General features: G+C 56.1%; 15 protein-coding genes and 2 tRNA genes. 9 read left to right on the plus strand and 8 right to left on the minus strand.

The annotated features are described in order from the left end of the window. The first annotated feature begins 64 nt into the window (after nt 1-64). The 3 genes from INF35_RS08755 to INF35_RS08765 all read left to right on the plus strand — a co-directional run bounded on the left by INF35_RS08755 (nt 65) and on the right by INF35_RS08765 (nt 1192). Nucleotides 65-141, plus strand: a tRNA-Met gene (locus INF35_RS08755). Nucleotides 142-231: 90 nt separating this feature from the next. After that, nucleotides 232-306, plus strand: a tRNA-Glu gene (locus INF35_RS08760). Nucleotides 307-409: 103 nt separating this feature from the next. Beyond that, a complete protein-coding gene (locus INF35_RS08765; RefSeq protein ID WP_193501563.1) occupies nt 410-1192 on the plus strand; it encodes a hypothetical protein in 783 nt (260 codons plus the stop codon). 57 nt (nt 1193-1249) lie between these two features. Here the strand turns inward: INF35_RS08765 and INF35_RS08770 are convergent, their stop codons facing one another. Continuing rightward, a complete protein-coding gene (locus INF35_RS08770; RefSeq protein WP_193501565.1) occupies nt 1250-1885 on the minus strand; it encodes a restriction endonuclease in 636 nt (211 codons plus the stop codon). Between the two features lie 35 nt (nt 1886-1920). Between INF35_RS08770 and INF35_RS14120 the strand changes: the two genes are divergently transcribed. Then, nucleotides 1921-2130: a helicase-related protein gene (locus INF35_RS14120; RefSeq protein ID WP_407925639.1), complete on the plus strand. Its 210-nt coding sequence runs from the start codon at nt 1921-1923 to the stop codon at nt 2128-2130. Here INF35_RS14120 and INF35_RS08775 read toward each other — a convergent pair. The 4 genes from INF35_RS08775 to INF35_RS08790 all read right to left on the minus strand — a co-directional run bounded on the left by INF35_RS08775 (nt 2096) and on the right by INF35_RS08790 (nt 6486). After that, nucleotides 2096-2446, minus strand: a complete 351-nt coding sequence (locus tag INF35_RS08775) for a hypothetical protein (RefSeq protein WP_193501567.1) — start codon at nt 2444-2446, stop codon at nt 2096-2098. The genes INF35_RS14120 and INF35_RS08775 overlap by 35 nt on opposite strands. Nucleotides 2447-2506: 60 nt before the next feature. Next, entirely contained in the window at nt 2507-3658 is a 1152-nt protein-coding gene (locus INF35_RS08780; protein WP_132587296.1) for a hypothetical protein, read from the minus strand. A gap of 234 nt (nt 3659-3892) precedes the next feature. Continuing rightward, nucleotides 3893-5335 (minus strand): helix-turn-helix transcriptional regulator, encoded by a 1443-nt coding sequence (locus tag INF35_RS08785; protein ID WP_235983166.1) that lies wholly within the window; start codon nt 5333-5335, stop codon nt 3893-3895. A gap of 134 nt (nt 5336-5469) precedes the next feature. Next, nucleotides 5470-6486 (minus strand): hypothetical protein, encoded by a 1017-nt coding sequence (locus tag INF35_RS08790; RefSeq protein ID WP_193501571.1) that lies wholly within the window; start codon nt 6484-6486, stop codon nt 5470-5472. Between the two features lie 243 nt (nt 6487-6729). Between INF35_RS08790 and INF35_RS08795 the strand changes: the two genes are divergently transcribed. Then, entirely contained in the window at nt 6730-6897 is a 168-nt protein-coding gene (locus INF35_RS08795) for a hypothetical protein (protein WP_165858971.1), read from the plus strand. A gap of 242 nt (nt 6898-7139) precedes the next feature. Further along, entirely contained in the window at nt 7140-8609 is a 1470-nt protein-coding gene (locus INF35_RS08800) for a recombinase family protein (protein ID WP_193501573.1), read from the plus strand. 121 nt (nt 8610-8730) lie between these two features. Here INF35_RS08800 and INF35_RS08805 read toward each other — a convergent pair whose 3' ends face one another. Then, nucleotides 8731-9978, minus strand: a complete 1248-nt coding sequence (locus tag INF35_RS08805) for a DUF6076 domain-containing protein (RefSeq protein WP_193501575.1) — start codon at nt 9976-9978, stop codon at nt 8731-8733. A 430-nt stretch (nt 9979-10408) separates the two neighbouring features. On the opposite strand from INF35_RS08805, the gene INF35_RS08810 reads away from it, so the two are divergent. The 3 genes from INF35_RS08810 (at nt 10409) to INF35_RS08820 (ending at nt 12691) form a co-directional block, all read left to right on the plus strand. Beyond that, nucleotides 10409-10756 (plus strand): hypothetical protein, encoded by a 348-nt coding sequence (locus tag INF35_RS08810; RefSeq protein WP_193501577.1) that lies wholly within the window; start codon nt 10409-10411, stop codon nt 10754-10756. Nucleotides 10757-11231: 475 nt separating this feature from the next. Then, nucleotides 11232-12455: a plasmid recombination protein gene (locus tag INF35_RS08815; protein WP_328740634.1), complete on the plus strand. Its 1224-nt coding sequence runs from the start codon at nt 11232-11234 to the stop codon at nt 12453-12455. Between the two features lie 77 nt (nt 12456-12532). Next, entirely contained in the window at nt 12533-12691 is a 159-nt protein-coding gene (locus INF35_RS08820; RefSeq protein ID WP_193501579.1) for a hypothetical protein, read from the plus strand. Nucleotides 12692-12763: 72 nt separating this feature from the next. Here the strand turns inward: INF35_RS08820 and INF35_RS08825 are convergent, their stop codons facing one another. After that, nucleotides 12764-13840 (minus strand): MBL fold metallo-hydrolase, encoded by a 1077-nt coding sequence (locus INF35_RS08825; protein WP_193501581.1) that lies wholly within the window; start codon nt 13838-13840, stop codon nt 12764-12766. After that, nucleotides 13840-15504, minus strand: coding sequence for an ABC transporter permease (locus INF35_RS08830; RefSeq protein ID WP_193501583.1), 1665 nt, complete (start codon nt 15502-15504; stop codon nt 13840-13842). Before INF35_RS08830 ends, INF35_RS08825 begins: the two co-directional genes overlap by 1 nt. Nucleotides 15505-15528: the final 24 nt, after the last annotated feature.

The raw sequence follows: 15528 nt of genomic DNA on the forward strand, positions 1-15528 counted from the left end.
GTTGACACAGGGGACAAGTTTGCATATAATAATAAAGCACCTTTGATGGTGCAGACAATTTTATGGCGGTATAGCTCAGTTGGCTAGAGCATTCGGTTCATACCCGAAGTGTCACCGGTTCAAATCCAGTTACCGCTACCATCATACAAGATTTCGCTAAAATACTTGGGGGCCGGTTGCAATCGTGGCCGGGGAGTAGCTTGCTGTTTTAGCGAAATCTTGTATTGTAATGGCCCGTTGGTCAAGCGGTTAAGACACGGCCCTTTCACGGCTGTAACATGGGTTCGATTCCCGTACGGGTCACCAAACAAAACAAATCCGAACCTTACGCCAGTTGGCGACGGGTTCGGATTTGTTTGTTATATTCAGAATTAACTTTATGGGACGATACGAGTAGAGGAAACATTGAATGTCGGATGCAAAGAAAGAGCTGAAAAGGTTATATAACTCTATAAAAGACTCCAACGCACATTGCGAGTATTTCTCCGATAGTATTGACTTTGCAAAGATTATCGAGCAATTTCCAGAAACAGAGAAGCATAATTGCCCTGATGGCGTAGTCGCAATCGGTAATGTTGCTTACATGTTGGAACACTTTGAAGTATCCCCATATAGAGAGGGAAACCAAGATTTATTAAAGCGAGCGCTGAATACTCCAGTTGATAAGATGTTATCGAAAAATCCAAATGGGGAAAAGGTGCCCCTTAATCCATCTGTCGATAATTTGTGTTGTGCTTTGAGCAGTAGTACAAAAAAGCACATGGAGCATTACAATGATTATTTAAGGGGAGCAGAAGAAATCATCCAAAAAGAAAAGGCTTTTGTCAAGGAATACAAGTTTATTTTTGTTATCGAAGAAGAAGAAAATACGGTTATTGAGGGTGAAAATTTCACAGTATTAGATATCCTTGAATGCACCGAAATGCTACTCGCCTACGAACAAATAGATGGAGTAATAGCATATCACCATGGGCGAGCGGAGAATCGCTTGATTGCATTAGATAGAAAAAATCTTGTAGAGAGAAGTAAAACAGCAAAGAGAAAGCATCAATGTAAACTGCTCATGTACCATTTGGCTTGTAACATAATACCTGATTTGGCACAGGAAGGTAACAGACCACTAGATGATTTTTTGAAGATATTTGATGACTTTGGTGTTTCTGATAGCATTCAAGTTGAAAAGAAAGACTAGAAACCAAATCATTCATTAAGAAGGGGGAGGCATATTACAAGTGCCTCCCCTTCTCATTCAATCACTTTCTTCGCAACTTAAAGAAAGCAGCTTTTCCTCAAGGACATGACGATCCCACAAGGTAACATTGTTTGCCTTGGCCAGCGCAACAGCAGCACTTGTAAAGACGCTGTTAGTAACGACCATGCAGCGGTTGAGATTGTAGTATTGTTTTCCAGCTACAACTTCTTGAACTGCGGAATTGCCAACTTTTCCGGTATAGCACTTCGCTTGTATTCCGATGCGGATGCCATTTCTAACTGCAATGATATCTATTCCTTGGTCACCGGTAGTGGGGGTCATTGTTACCTGATAGCCCATGTTTTTGAAGATTTTAGCAATGGCCTGCTCAAATTCTTGCCCACTCATCAAATCATAATCCTCAACAGCCATTGTAGAACGGCTACTATCAGAAGCGAGTTCTTTTTCTAATTGCAGAACTTCAAGATTATCAAAGAAATCTTTCGCCACAGGAGCAATATCCTCTTTTACTTTTTTATAGGCGTATTGAAAACCTAAATGCTCAGGAATGCGCTCGCTCTTTGGAGGGAGAGGTATTTTTTGCTCCAGCATTAGATAGTAGACAAAGCACCCAAAGCAAACGGGGTCTTTATAAAGTTCTTTTACACAAGTAATGTAGTTTTTTATCTCCATGGTACAGGCCGGTCGAAAACATCCATAGGTGCATAATCAAATATGTTTCTAAAGGAGAAAAAACTCTTGTTTATTGTCCCTACCGTTCGCAAGTAGATTCCATTTATGGTGCGTTGCCAACCGAATATAAGATCAAGATCCGGAGGTATCATTCAAAGATCCATGACGCTGAACGCAAAATAACAGAACGGGACTACTCCTGCACGTTTCTTATCCATATTTATCCTCCTGCGGCATTATTATAGCAGCGCGATTATTCATCAAAAGCTCGTTTTCCAGATATTGTACGATTCGATCCATCACAGCGGTCATGGCCCGCTCTTTTCCCTGCTCAGACAATCCCACGCAGGACTGCAGCATGGTGACCTTCAGCTCGGTCCCCATCTCTTGCTCCTCGGCAGAGATAGAAAAGGTGCTGAGATTGCCGTATACCTCCGCTTTGGCCATGACCGTGTCCTCTTTCTTTTGATAAGGCACTCTTTCGCCGTCCAGCACGTCATAAATTCCAAGGAGCACATACCGACGGACATATGGGATGATCTTCGAGATGCTATAATTCATTCACGCTCCTCCTGTTCGTTAAAAAAATGCAGCTACCTGTCGTTGTAAGAAGGGCAGTTTTCACTCAATATAGCCGCTGATGGGCTGTACGTACATCTCGTCTTCCGTCACCGGCTGATAGCGCTCCCCAGAATAGCTGTCGCTCCAGCCGTTCTCCGCCCGGTAGATATCACCTGTTTCCGTGTCGTAAACGCGCTCATATCCCAATGTGGCGTCGCTCTGCTTCTGGCTCTGGATGTCCACGCTGGTGTCTCGCGCCTTCCAGGAAGACATGATCCCGTTCAGCACCTCGTTTGCATTTCGGCTGAAGTCCATGGCCTGCTGTACCACTTCCTGCCCCGCCTGGATGGTGGCGTTTACAAAGTTTTCCGAGTACTCCAGTGTGCCGAGGCTCTCGGTCAAAATGCCCTCCCACTCAACGAAGGTGTCCTTGGCCGCTGTGACCGCCATGATGTTATACGCCATATAATACCCGCCGTCCGCCTGGGGGAGCTGGTAGCCTACCGGCGGGCCGGCCGCGATGGGAACACTGCCAAAATCCACGACCGACGCGGCAAACATCCCCTCTCCCTCTCTGCCGTCTTCGGTGAAGGTGGCCCGCAGCAGCTCATCGCCCAGCGCGTAGGCGCTCAGGCTGCCGGTGGACGGGAAACGCTCGGTCACAGTGAAGGCCTCAAACTGGGGGAAGGTATAGCCGGCATAGCCGGGGCCATATTGGGCGGCAAAGTCGGCGTACTGCGGGAAGATCTGATAAAAATTCTCTGTAGATGGGCTGGACAGCACGGGAGCCTGGGCAAATATCTGCATATCAGGCATACCGGTCACGCCGGAATAATAGGTCCAGGCGTCCTTTCCCTCCTGACTGTGGAGCAGGATATCCGCCTTCAAGAGAACGAACATCTGATTGAGGGGCTCAGCGGGGTCCTGAATCCGGATGGAGTGATACATCCCTGTACCGCCGCTGGTGACCGTCCAGCCCTTGGGAATCTGGATGCTGAAATCTGGGGTTTCATACAGTTCCAAATCCACAGTCCTGGCCGCCGTTTCCGTGATCGACACCGCGGGTTCCCGGGAAGATGGGGCAGGCTCCGATGTTATCTGACCATCTCCCTTCGGCACGCTTTCGCTCTCCGGTTCGTTTCCCGGACCGCCGCAGGCAGTCAGGCCAAACAGGAGCAGCAGGGCCACTAAAATAGATCCTGTTTTTCTCAAATTTCATTTCCTCCTTATACAGCGACTGCCTGGCCTGAGCGTCCCACACCGCTGCGGACGGGGTGGACGCAAAAAACCGCGCCAGGAGATCCTGACGCGGTTTGTCGTAGGCCGGGATGCTGCGCCAGTATCTGTGGAAAGCGTAGCATAGATGGCCTTAAAATATAAGGTTACATTTGTCTCTTTTTTTATTTTACATCGTTTTTTTCGAATGACAGGGGGGGTACATTTGTCTCACGCCTTGAAATCCGGGCTTTTTTCAGGGGTAACGCCCTTGTTCTCCGGCATCCACTCATAATAGAACTGCAGCAGGCCGATCCGGCTCTGGGTTCCGGTCTTTTCATTCAGGCTTCTGATATGGCGATACAGCACAGGACGGGAAAGGGCCATCTGCTGCGCGATATCCTGCACGCTGCCGTCCGAGACCAGTAAATACTGCAGCACATCCCGCTCCCGGTCAGTCAATGAATAGAGGCTGGCAAAGGAAGAGAACTTTTCCTTCGGCGTGTAGCCCGCCGCCGGAGCCGGGGGCGGCGCCAATACGGCATAAGCCTTGACCGTGTAGGCAAACATCAGGATGCTGGCCGCGACAAACAGCACCAGCATGAGGACGATCAGCGTAATACTCCTGCCGGCAAGGAGCAGCGTCACCGAGCCGTTGGTAACCAGCGCCGCCACGAGATTATTCACCGCCCGTCCCATGCCGGCCCAGAGGTCCGGCAGGCGCATACAGGCAGCGAGCTCCAAAAAACTGGTGGTAAAAAACACGACAAAAAATCCGGAGGCCACATAGGCGACCGCTACTCCGGTCAGGAATGGCCCGCCCCACCGGAGAACAATCACACACAGCACCGAGAGCACCATCACGCAGTACATCATCAGCGTCATATATTTTCTTTTCCGGATATCAAAGAGGAAACCGGCAGCCAGGCCGCTCAGGGCCAGCAGCATACGGGGCCATTGCCCGATGTCCATCGTGCCCGCCGCATGGCCCAGGGTGATCGCGTTATCCAATGTGCTGAATACGCAGGCCATCAGGGCCACCAGAAGTACCAGGAGCAGTCCCGCCGGTATTTTCTTTCTGGACATTTCATCGGGGCGGAGCGCGGTTCGGAGCGGCGCCGTTTCATCCGATGCGAGTGCTTCTTTGTGGATGCGGCGTGTGCGCATGATCAAAACACTCAGTACCGCAAGGGAAACAGAGAGTACCGCGGCCTCCGCGATCTCTATATTTACCAAATTGTTGTTTGCGTACTGTAGCAGGATGCCGGCCGCGTAGGAGATTCCCACCAGGCCGGCTATGCGTTCGGTCCGGATCGTGCAGGCAGCCAGATAATGAACGGAGCCGCCAAAAACGCCCAGCAACAGAAACAGAACCACGCCTGCCGCAAGCGTGACGGAAAACGAGATGTGCTGTTGGATCAAAAATATGCAGATAATGGAGAGGAACGATAGGGAAAATATAAGGATCGTCTTGTTCCTCTCGCGGACAGAGCGGTTTATCAGCGGGTATATAAGAAATCCAAGGGCATTGACGCCCAGCGCATAATTTTGTGCAATGACCGTCTGGCTTTCCTCGACAATGCGGGAGACCATATTGACATATAGATATTCCGAACCAAGAAACACAAATGTAAAAATACTCAGCAATAAAAATATGGCGCTATGCGACGCCATAGCCTGCGTTTTCCTTCTCTCCATTGCTCCTCCATATGGCATGAGTATACTGCACTCATATCATTGCTCTGGCACCTGTAACCATCTTATCATTGTAAAAACATTAAATCAATGGCAATATGAATTATTACTGCCTAGATAGATTCAATCACCGCCTCCTGCCCGATCATCCAGCTAATGAACTGGCTGGCGGGCAGCTTTTTCTCCTTGACCTGCTGTTTACGGAGCAGGGCTTCTTTGCGGAACTCCTTCAGTGCGGCCTGTGCCCGCCCGATCTGTTCGGGTGGTGCGCCGGCCTTTTTTAGTTTGGTGATGCGGTTGTACCAGAACATGTACTCCCGGTCGTAGGCCTGCTCGTAGTCTTTGCCCTTGGCCCGGCCGTCAAACTGGCGCTTGGCGGCCTTTCGGCTGGCTTTGCGGCAGCGGTCGCTGCACAGGGTGCTGCGAGCGTCCGGGCCGAAGAAGATGCGTCCGCACTGGCTGCACCGGCGCATGAGCAGCCCGGCATCCAGAATGCGCTGGCGGTAGTAGATGAGGGCGGGCCGCAAGGATTCTTTCACCACGGCGCACTCAAAAAGCATTTGCCCCTGGGGATACCACACCTCCAGCTTTCCGTCCCGCCGGTCATTCCAGACGGGGATCACCGGCTTGTCCCGGAGCCAGTGGACCATCTCCGGGGTATATTGGCCAAAAGGCAGAGTCAGCAGCTGGGCATAGTCCCGCAGGGACTGAGCCGCCTGCTGGCTGTCCCGGCCCCGGCGGCAGCGCAGATACATCTCCCAGATCTGAATGGCCACATACCAAGCGGCAGCATTGGTGCCGTTTCCCTCTGCCTGTTGGGAAAGAAGGTGGGCAGCGGCCTGCTCCCGTTCTTCCCGCTGGGAACGTTTCTTCGCCGTCAGGGCGTCGGAAAGGGCCCAAATGGCCTGGGTCCAGCCCTCGGCGGCTGTCTGCCCGAACTCACACCAAAAGGCCCCCAGCGGGCGGGTTTGGGCCAGAAACAGCGAACGCTCTTTTCCTCGCAGGGCAGCCTCCACATCCTGTTCTTCTCCCAGCCAAAGCTGTTCTTTCCGGCCAGGTACATCCACCCGAAGAGCCAGTACAACAGGCCCCAACAGCGGTTCCTTGGTTACAAAGGCGTATCCTTCCATGTATCCTCCTGTGTATCTTCTCCTGTATGCTGTGCTTTTATGGGAATTATAATTCTGCAAAAATATGATTACTTACAGTATACCCAAAAAGCCTTGAAATTGCAATTCCCGGATGCTATGCTGGGAACACGAATTTTCTTGTCAAACAGTCTCATGGAGGGGGACTATAGGGGGTGGCAAGCTATCGCTTACCACCCACCTGTACCGACTGGGAAAGAGGAATATGCTTACAGGAAAGGAGGGGTGCCTGCCACCGAGGTCATCAAGACAAACCAGACAGAGCGATTGCCAAAAACGGCGGTGGAAAGTCTGGCCCGCGCATTGCTGCCGCAGATGCGAGCCTACTTTGCCAGCGACGAAGGACAAGCCGCTCTGAAACAATGGCGTGCAGAACGGGAGCAGCAGGGTTGAGAACTCCCGCCGTGCTGGGAAGGGTATTCCTTTCCAGCCGGTACTCTTTTGCATAGATCCGGCAGAAAAGGTTGTGCAGATTGGTGATAGCTTTCAGCGGGCTCCTGTGGTACTGTGTTGAGCTGAAAAGCCGCGCCCATCTGCCGCGACTGATTTTGCAAGCATAGCGTTTGGATATCCACCAAACGCAAACCTTGGGGCGGCGCCCCAAACCCCACAAGTGACCAGAAGGAGGAATGCCAATGAAAGCAGTCATCTATGCCCGATACAGCAGCGACAACCAGCGAGAGGAAAGCATCGAGGGACAGCTGCGGGAATGCAAGGAATACGCCGAGCGGAACGGCATCCTGATATTGCAAAGCTACATTGACCGGGCTCTGTCCGCCAAGACGGACAACCGCCCGGAATTTCAGCGGATGATTCGGGACAGCGCCAAAGGGCTGTTCGATACGGTACTGGTCTGGAAGCTGGACCGTTTCGCCCGCAACCGGTACGACAGCGCCCACTACAAATCCCAGCTGCGAAAAAACGGGGTGAAGGTGGTCTCGGCCACCGAGAGCATTGCCGACGGCCCGGAGGGCATCATCCTGGAATCCATGCTGGAGGGCATGGCGGAATACTACTCGGCGGAACTGGCCCAGAAGGTGAACCGTGGGATGCGGGAAAATGCCCTCAAGGCCCGCAGCAACGGCGGCACCATCCCGCTGGGGTATCGGCTGGATGAGGAACACCGGCTGAAGATAGACCCGCTGACTGCGCCGGTGGTGCGGGAAGTATTCCAGCGGTATGCGGACGGAGAGAATCTGCGGACCATCATCCGCTCGCTGAACGAGCGGGGCATTCGCACCAGCCGGAACTATCCTTTCCGGCACAGCAGCTTTAACACCATGCTGAAAAACCGGAAGTATATCGGCGAGTACCACTACAAGGACGTGGTCATCCCGGATGCGGTGCCGCCCATTATTCCCAAAGAACTATTTGAAAGGGTGCAGGAGCGGATGAAGAAGAATCAGCACGCCCCGGCCAGGGCAAAGGCCGAGGAAGAATATCTGTTGACCACCAAGCTGTTCTGCGGCCACTGCGGACGACTGATGATCGGCGAGAGCGGCAAGGGCCGCAACGGCACCATCCACCGCTACTACAAATGCGCCGGGGCCAAGCGAAGGCTGGGCTGCCACAAAAAGGCCGTGAAGAAGGACTGGATCGAGCGGGTGGCAGTGCAGTACACCATCCAGCGGGTGTTCCAGGACGACCTCATTGCCCAGATCGCAGACGAACTGGTAGTGCTGCAAGGCGCCGAGGACAGCGCCCTGCCGCTGCTCCGCCGTCAACTGGCCGACACCGAGCGGGGCATTGAGAATATGCTCAATGCCATCCAGCAGGGCATCTTCACCAGCAGTACCCGGCAGCGGCTGGAGGAGCTGGAAAACCTGCGGGCAGAGCTGAAGTCCAGCATCCTGCAAGCGGAGCTGGAACGGCCCCAATATAGCCGGGAGGACATCATCCAGTGGATCTCCCGCTTCAAGGGAGGCGACCCCAACGACAAGGCCTACCAGCGGCAGATCATCGACATCTTCCTCAACTCAATCTATGTATTTGACGATAAGCTGGTCTTCACCTACAACTACAAGAACGGCAGCCAGACCGTGAGCCTGGCCGATGTTTTCGCAGCCTTCGGTTCGGATTCGCGGGCTGGCGCTTCACCAAAATAAGCCAAACTCGAACTTTTTGCTCTTTGAGCATGGGTTCGGGTTTGTTTTTTATTCAACGGTCATTTGCTAAGCAAAAGGGGCTGGACAGCGCAGAATAAACAATTGCGCTGCCCAGCCCCTTTTATAATCCTGTTTGGATGACCTTTTCAAACGTCTCCCACCCGATCTCCCCCAACTGATACTTGCTCAGCGCCATCTGTGCCTGCTTGCGCCAGGCGTTGTAGGCGACGCGCATCTTCTGGTTGCCAGGGGCGCGGGAGCAGCGCATCTGGTAGCGGTTGCGAGTCTTGTTGTAGAGCTCCCTGGCCTTGTCGGCCTTCAGCTCCTCGGCGTATGCCAGCTTGGCGGCAATGTCCTTGCAGGTGGCGCCGGTTTCCGGGTCCAGAACCCGCTCGCAATACTTGGCGCGGCTGGAGAAGGGCACGAACAGCCGGTGGCAGCTTTCACAGACGGCGACCGGCAGATTCTGGGCACACATCTGTACAAATTCCAAAAAGAGTAGCGCGGGCAGCGTATCGCTCGCGTAGAACGTGGCGGCAGAAATGCCGCCTTTTTTGTTGTCTATTGGCCGTTTGTAGCGAGTCTGGATATGGATGTCATCCTCCAGGTTGTGGTATTTCTGATAGGTTGAATCGCCATGTTCGGCCAGTTCTGCCAGCAGCTCCGAAGGACTCTGGCCATGCTCTGTCCGGGGGCGGCCGTCCTCATCTACCAGCGTGGCGGCGATCAGGCTGCGAAAATCTTCTGCCGCCTGGGTAAGCTGCCGGAGAAGCTCCGCAAAGGACTCTAAAAACAACAGGGCGGTTTCACACAGGGAGGCGTCTTCGGTATCCAGCTCGATGAATACCTCCATCTGCTCCGTGTAAGCAGGAAAGCTGCGGCAGTAGCCTTCCAACAAGTCGCTGGTCAGCGCCAGGTTGCCGGTTTGGACGGCGCGCTGGAATAGTGAATTGGTAGACAAACGGCTGCCACTGGCCTGCCCCTGGCTTGCCCGCGAGAGCTGACCGGTCATCCGATCCAGTTCTTGCTTAAAACGGCGAAAAGTTGCTGAACAGTATCCCTCCAGCAGGTCAAACAAGGCCGGGGAAGTTGTCCGAACGGCCTCCGCCAGCCCGTGATAAAAGGAAGCCGCCTGGTAGTAGACGCAGGTTTCCGGCTCGGCCAGGCTCTGTGCCATCGTGCGCTCAGAAGGAAAATCCGCATCCCGGAACCGGTCCAGCAAGCCGGTGGCCTGTTCCAGATAGGGAGCAAACTCCATATCCAGCAGTTCGAACACCAGTGATCCCAGCGGGAAGGTGTGCTGGGGCGTGTCGTAGCCCTGAATATACTCGGTTCGGCCATCAAAGAAAAGATACGTCTGGTAGTTCAAAATTCCTTCACCGCCCTGTGTTGGAGGAAATGTGGCTTGCAAACAGCGCTGTGTTTTGCCGTGTTGCAGTCTTTGTGCAGAAAAGCGTGTGAATCATCCAACATGAAAACAGTCTAACACATCTTGCATTGATAGACAAGGGGCCGTATACTGAATGTGTCGGAAGAAACTATAACGAAATAATCAAACATCTTCCGAGAACAGAAGGAACGACCGAACAGTGACCCTGCCGGGGAAGCAGCGCAAAGATCGCAGCGATGTGGGAGCCTGCCAAGGCGGGAGAAAACGGCACAGCGCCAGCCGAGGAGGTTGCCTGCCGGACCTGAGGCGGCAACGGCGCAGAGAGGAGGAGAGACAGACCAAACCCGCAACCACCCATGACTCAAGGAGGTGCCAACTGAACCATGAACTTGTCCCCGCAGAGGAAAACTTGAACCGCATCGACAGTTTCCTGATGATCCCCGCCAGCCTGTTTGCAGAGGAACCCTACCGCAGCCTGCCCAGTGAGAGCAAGCTGCTGTACGGCCGCCTGCTGGGGCTGCTGCGGCTGTCGGCCCAGGATACCACCGGGCACTGGAAAGCCGGACACAGGCCCTGTGTCAGCCTCTCGCAGGCCAGCGTGGGTCGGATGCTGCACTGCCACCGGGAGAAGGCAGCCGGGCTGTTTGCCGCGCTGGAAGCCTGCGGGTTGTTGCAGCCGGTGCCGGGGCAGCCAAACGGCAAGGCACGGCGGTATTACATGAATTTGCCCCGTCCAAAGGAGCCGAATGAGCTGTGACCGCTTGCCGGAAATCCCGGCATAACCCGCCGGAACATCCGGCAGCTACCCGCCGGAAATCCCGACACTGACCTGCCGGAAAAACCGGCACGATATAGATAGATTTATATTATATCTCTAAAAGATAGATAGAGACAGATTCCACCACCCGCGTTTTGGTAAAGGGCAGGCCGGGAAGGAAAACAGGCGAAAGGAATGTGCCGCTTCAAAGGCTGGTACAAAGATGTACCCACCCGGATAGAAAGCACAACTGTTCCAGCCTTGTCGGGGATGCTGCATAATCGGATGGTTGGCAGCGCCCCGTAAATCCCCTCCCGCCGCAGCGGGCCCACGAGGCACTTTGCCGGCAACGCCGGAAAGTGTCATAGTGGGTCAGATACTTCCTTTATAAAAGGGAGTATCTGCGTACCCCGCGGACCCCGCCACAAAACCGTACCCAAGAAAGGAGCCGCCTATCAGCAAAATCAATCGAACCGTGGTGCGCAACGAACGCTACCGCAAAAACGCGATCTCGGTGCGGGAACGCCACAACGAGCGCAAAAACGAAGTCTACTCCAACCCGGATGTGCTGCTGGAACACAGCCACAACAATGTGATCTTCCAAGCCTGCGAGGCCCCCACCTATGCGCAGAAGTTTGACCGGATGGTGGCGGATGGCATCGTCTCCACCCGCGGCCTCAAGCCGGACGCCTATGTCTTTGACGAGCTGGTGTTTGATGTGAACACCGACTATTTCGAGACGCATGGCGGGTATGAGTACGCCAAGAGCTTCTACGCCGAAGCCTACAAGCTGGCCAAGGAGATCGCGGGCGGGGAGCAGTACATCATCTCGGCGGTCATGCACGCCGATGAGCGCAACCGGGAAGCCAGTGACCGGCTGGGAAGGGATGTGTTCCACTATCACCTTCATGTTGTCTACCTGCCGGTGGTGGAAAAGCAGATCCGCTGGTCCAAGCGGTGCAAGGACCCTGCGCTGCGCGGCACCGTGCGGGAGACGGTCATGCAGGTTAGCCACAGCAAAAAGTGGCCGATGATCCCCCTGACCGATGAGCAGGGCCAGCCGGTGCTGAAAAAGAACGGCAAGCCACGGCTGGTGAGCTCTTACAGCCAACTGCAAACCAGGTTTTTCGAGCACATGCAGCAGGCCGGTTTTACCGACTTTGAGCGCGGCATACAGGGCAGCACCGCCCAACACCTGGACGTGCTGGAGTATAAGGTCCAGCAGGACCGGCAAGCGGTAACGATGCTGGCTGACCAGAAGAGGCAACTGCAAGGCCAGAAAAAGGAACTTGTGTCCCAAATCGGGGCGATCTCCGGGTCGATCCGCGATGTGCAGGACATTGAGGCGAATGCCAAGGTCAAGGGTGTGCTGGAAAAGCGGGTGGAACTGCCGCCGCAGGATTACCGAACCTTATGCGAGATGGCAAAAGCCAGCGGCAAACTGCTGGCCGAAAACCGCAGCCTGCGCAAGCAGTTGGAGCAAAGCAGAATGAGGGCCCAGGATTTGCGCCAGCGTTTGGAGCGGTGCGAGGTGCGGCTGGCCGCACTGAGGGAGGAGACAGCCCCTTACCGCGAGGCAATGCGCACAGCGCCGCAGCAGGTGCAGACATTCCTGCTTGGCATCCAGCGCCGCCAGCAGGCAGAGCAGCAACTGAACCGGGCACAGCGCCGCCAGCGTGCCAAGGGCCAGGAACGATGAGACAAACCACAGCCAGGCAGCAGGGGCCAGCCCTGCAGAAAGGAGCCGCTACGGAGAATTTGCAGGAGAAGAACACGATGAGCAAGCAGCAACCGGCACCTGCCGCCCCGGAGCAGGACGGGGTGCCCCAGGCAGATTTGGAGAGGTTCGCCCGGTTCCTGCTGCCCAAGATCCAGGCATTTTACCAGTCGGAGGAGGGACAACGGCTGTTCGAGGAGTGGAAAGCGAAACAATAAGAAACCCGGAGCACACATTCAGTAAAGATTGTGCTCCGGGCTTTTATGAAAAAGGGAGAGAGGAAATGTCGGTTATGGTTCTGTACCCAGGCAGATGGTCCGCTGCGGGCAGGGATGGTCGGCGGTGTGGTAGGGCACCACCTGCTGGAAGGCATTGTGTTCTGCCAGGGCCTGGCGCTCCCGGTCGGTACAATGTACCGGCACGCGGGCAAACCGGGCCAGGCCCTGCCCCGCCAGCCGGGCAGCCCCGGAGCCTGGGTCCACAGCGCCGGTTAGCACGACACCGCCGGCTTTGGCAAAGGCTTCGGCCAAGGCAAGCGCCGCCGGCGTGCGCAGCTGCGGCCCGCTGAGAAAGCAGAACCCATGGGCAGGCGGCGTCGTTCCCAAGGAAAGCACCGATACCTCATGCAGCGCGGCGCGGGCTTCAGGGCGCACCCAGGTTTGGTCTGTGGCCAGCACCTGCGTTTGCTTGCAGAAGTGCGCATCGCCATAAAGCGGCGTTTGCGGCCAGCGGGCGTGCAGCAGCAAAAGCATCTCCTGCCCGCGGCCGTATTTGGGCACCGGGAACAGCACCGGCTGCCCGGCACTGGCCCAGGGCGACACCGCGTCAAGAAAATCCTGCCGCATGGCGCCGTCGCTGCGGGGGTCCGGGCCGTAGGCGCTGTCCAGCACCGCCAGGCGGGCAGCCTGGCCCCGCACCGGGTCCACCGCGTAGACGGGGCTGTGCTCGGTATAATCGCCGCTGAAAAACAGCCGCTCGCCCTCCAGCCCAAAGGCATACCACACGCTGCCGGCGCAATGCCCGGCCCGCCCCCAGCCAAGCTCCAGCCCGGCCGGGGGCGGATTATTTTCAAGGCACACCGTCGGAAACGGCAGCCGGCCTACCTGCGACAGCGTGGCGGACGTGGCCACCACCGTAGCGGAGCAGCCCAAACCCGCCAGCCAGGCAAGCGCGCCGGTGTGGTCGGCGTGAGAGTGGGTTAAAAACACAAAGTCCAGCCCGCGGGCCTGGGCGGCCGTCAGCGCCGGGTAAGGGTCTTGCGCCCCGGCCATTCGCCCGCAGTCCACCAAAAAGGAGAGCGTCTCCCCCTCCACCAAAAAGCAGTTGCGACCATGCTCACCCACGCCGCCGGCAAAGGTCACCCGCATCAGGATGCCTTCTTTCGGCTGGTGACTGCGTTGAGGATCAGCAGTGTTGTGGTGGTGATGGCCACGCAAAGCACCGCCATCGCCATGCCCAGCGACACACTGCCCTGCTCAAATTCCCGGTTGATGTAGGTGGAGACCACCAGCACGTTGGGCGGCGCGATCAGGCTGGCGGTGACCAGTTCCCGGAAGGCGATGATAAAGATCATCATCCAGCCGGTCAGGATGCCGGGGGCAATCATTGGCAGCGTGATGCGGCGGAACACGTACCACGGGCTTCCGCCAAAGGTACGGCCGGCCTGGATCAGGTTGTCGTTAATCTGGGTGAAGGAGGAGGTCACATACTGCACCGTATAGGGCAGGTACAGCACCACATAGGCCAGCACCATGATGCCCATTGTGTTGTACAGCGGCAGCACATCGTAGATGGCGTTCCAGAACAGCATGATGCCGATGACCAGCACGATGGCGGGCAGCATTTCGGGCAGCATACTGGCGCCCTCCACGATTTTTTTGAGCTGCCCCTTGCCGCGGCGCACCGCCATGACCACCACCGTGCCCAGCACCGAGCAGATGCAGGCCGAGGCGATGGCCAAAAAGATACTGTTGCCGATGGCGCCCAGGCTGCGGTCGGTGGTGAACAGCTCGGCGTAGTGCTCCAGCGTGAAGTTACCGGGGGCCAGGCCGTAGCCGCGCAGCTTGATGAGCGAGCTGGCGATGATGGAAAAATACGGGATGCCGATGGACACCACCAGCACCAGCGCCACCCACCCCCAGGCCGCGGCCAGACCGCCGCCGGACAGGTGGGTCTCGACCGGGCGGCTGCCCTTGCCGCTGACCAGCCGGTAGGAAGTGCGGTTGGTGATGGCGTTCTGGGCCAGCCACAGCGCCATGCAGATCAGGACCAGCACCGAGGACAGGCTGGCCGCCTTACCAAAGTCCACCGGCGCGGTGGTGGCGTAGCGGTGAATATCGGTAGTAAAGACATAGAATCCGATGCGCCGGCCAAGGGTATAGGGGGTGCCGTACTCCGACAGGGTCTTGACGAAGACGAGCAGAGCTGCGATGGCATAGTTGCCGGTGAGCAGCGGGGCGAAGATCTTGCGCAGCCGCAGGCCGAACCCGGCACCGAACACGGCGCCGCTCTCCTCCAGGCTGGCGGGGATGTTCAGGATGGCGTTTTTCAAGATCGTCATCATAAAGGGGAACACGTTCAGCGTCATGACCAGCACCAGCCCGCCGAAGGAGAAGAAGCCTTCTGAGATGCGGCCGGTGAAGGGGAACAACTGTTGAAAGAGCCCGCGGCGCTGCATGAACAGGATCCAGCCCATCGACGCGATGTAGGGCGGGGTCATAAAGGGCACCATGAACACGATGTCCAGCCACTTGTGTTTTCCCAGTTGGCTGCGGGCCAGCAGGTAGGCGGTGGGCGCTGCGATGACGGTGGAAAGGGCCACCACGCAGACGCCGAGGAGCAGGGAATTCCAGATGGTTTGCAGGTTTTCAGGGGCGGCGATGATCGTCCAGGCGCGATACAGGTCGAGGCGGCCATCTATGATGACCGCCTCGGCGAATACCGAAACCAGGGGGCAGACGATCAAAAACGCCAGAACAAGCAGCAGCACCCACAAGATGGGGCTGACGCTCCGGGTCGTTGACTGTCGCATACTTCCTCCGGGTTCTATTTTGAT

Origin of the sequence: Gemmiger gallinarum, assembly GCF_014982805.1 — a bacterium.
GTDB lineage: Bacteria > Bacillota > Clostridia > Oscillospirales > Ruminococcaceae > Gemmiger > Gemmiger gallinarum.

Excerpts from the sequence above, each read along its gene's own strand:
- INF35_RS08825 (WP_193501581.1), bottom strand. The coding sequence starts at position 13,840 with ATGCGGGTGACCTTTGCCGGCGGCGTGGGTGAGCATGGTCGCAACTGC.
- INF35_RS08800 (WP_193501573.1), top strand. The coding sequence starts at position 7,140 with ATGAAAGCAGTCATCTATGCCCGATACAGCAGCGACAACCAGCGAGAG.
- INF35_RS08820 (WP_193501579.1), top strand. The coding sequence starts at position 12,533 with ATGAGCAAGCAGCAACCGGCACCTGCCGCCCCGGAGCAGGACGGGGTG.
- INF35_RS08765 (WP_193501563.1), top strand. The coding sequence starts at position 410 with ATGTCGGATGCAAAGAAAGAGCTGAAAAGGTTATATAACTCTATAAAA.
- INF35_RS08770 (WP_193501565.1), bottom strand. The coding sequence starts at position 1,885 with ATGGAGATAAAAAACTACATTACTTGTGTAAAAGAACTTTATAAAGAC.
- INF35_RS08790 (WP_193501571.1), bottom strand. The coding sequence starts at position 6,486 with ATGGAAGGATACGCCTTTGTAACCAAGGAACCGCTGTTGGGGCCTGTT.
- INF35_RS08785 (WP_235983166.1), bottom strand. The coding sequence starts at position 5,335 with ATGGCGTCGCATAGCGCCATATTTTTATTGCTGAGTATTTTTACATTT.
- INF35_RS08830 (WP_193501583.1), bottom strand. The coding sequence starts at position 15,504 with ATGCGACAGTCAACGACCCGGAGCGTCAGCCCCATCTTGTGGGTGCTG.
- INF35_RS08775 (WP_193501567.1), bottom strand. The coding sequence starts at position 2,446 with ATGAATTATAGCATCTCGAAGATCATCCCATATGTCCGTCGGTATGTG.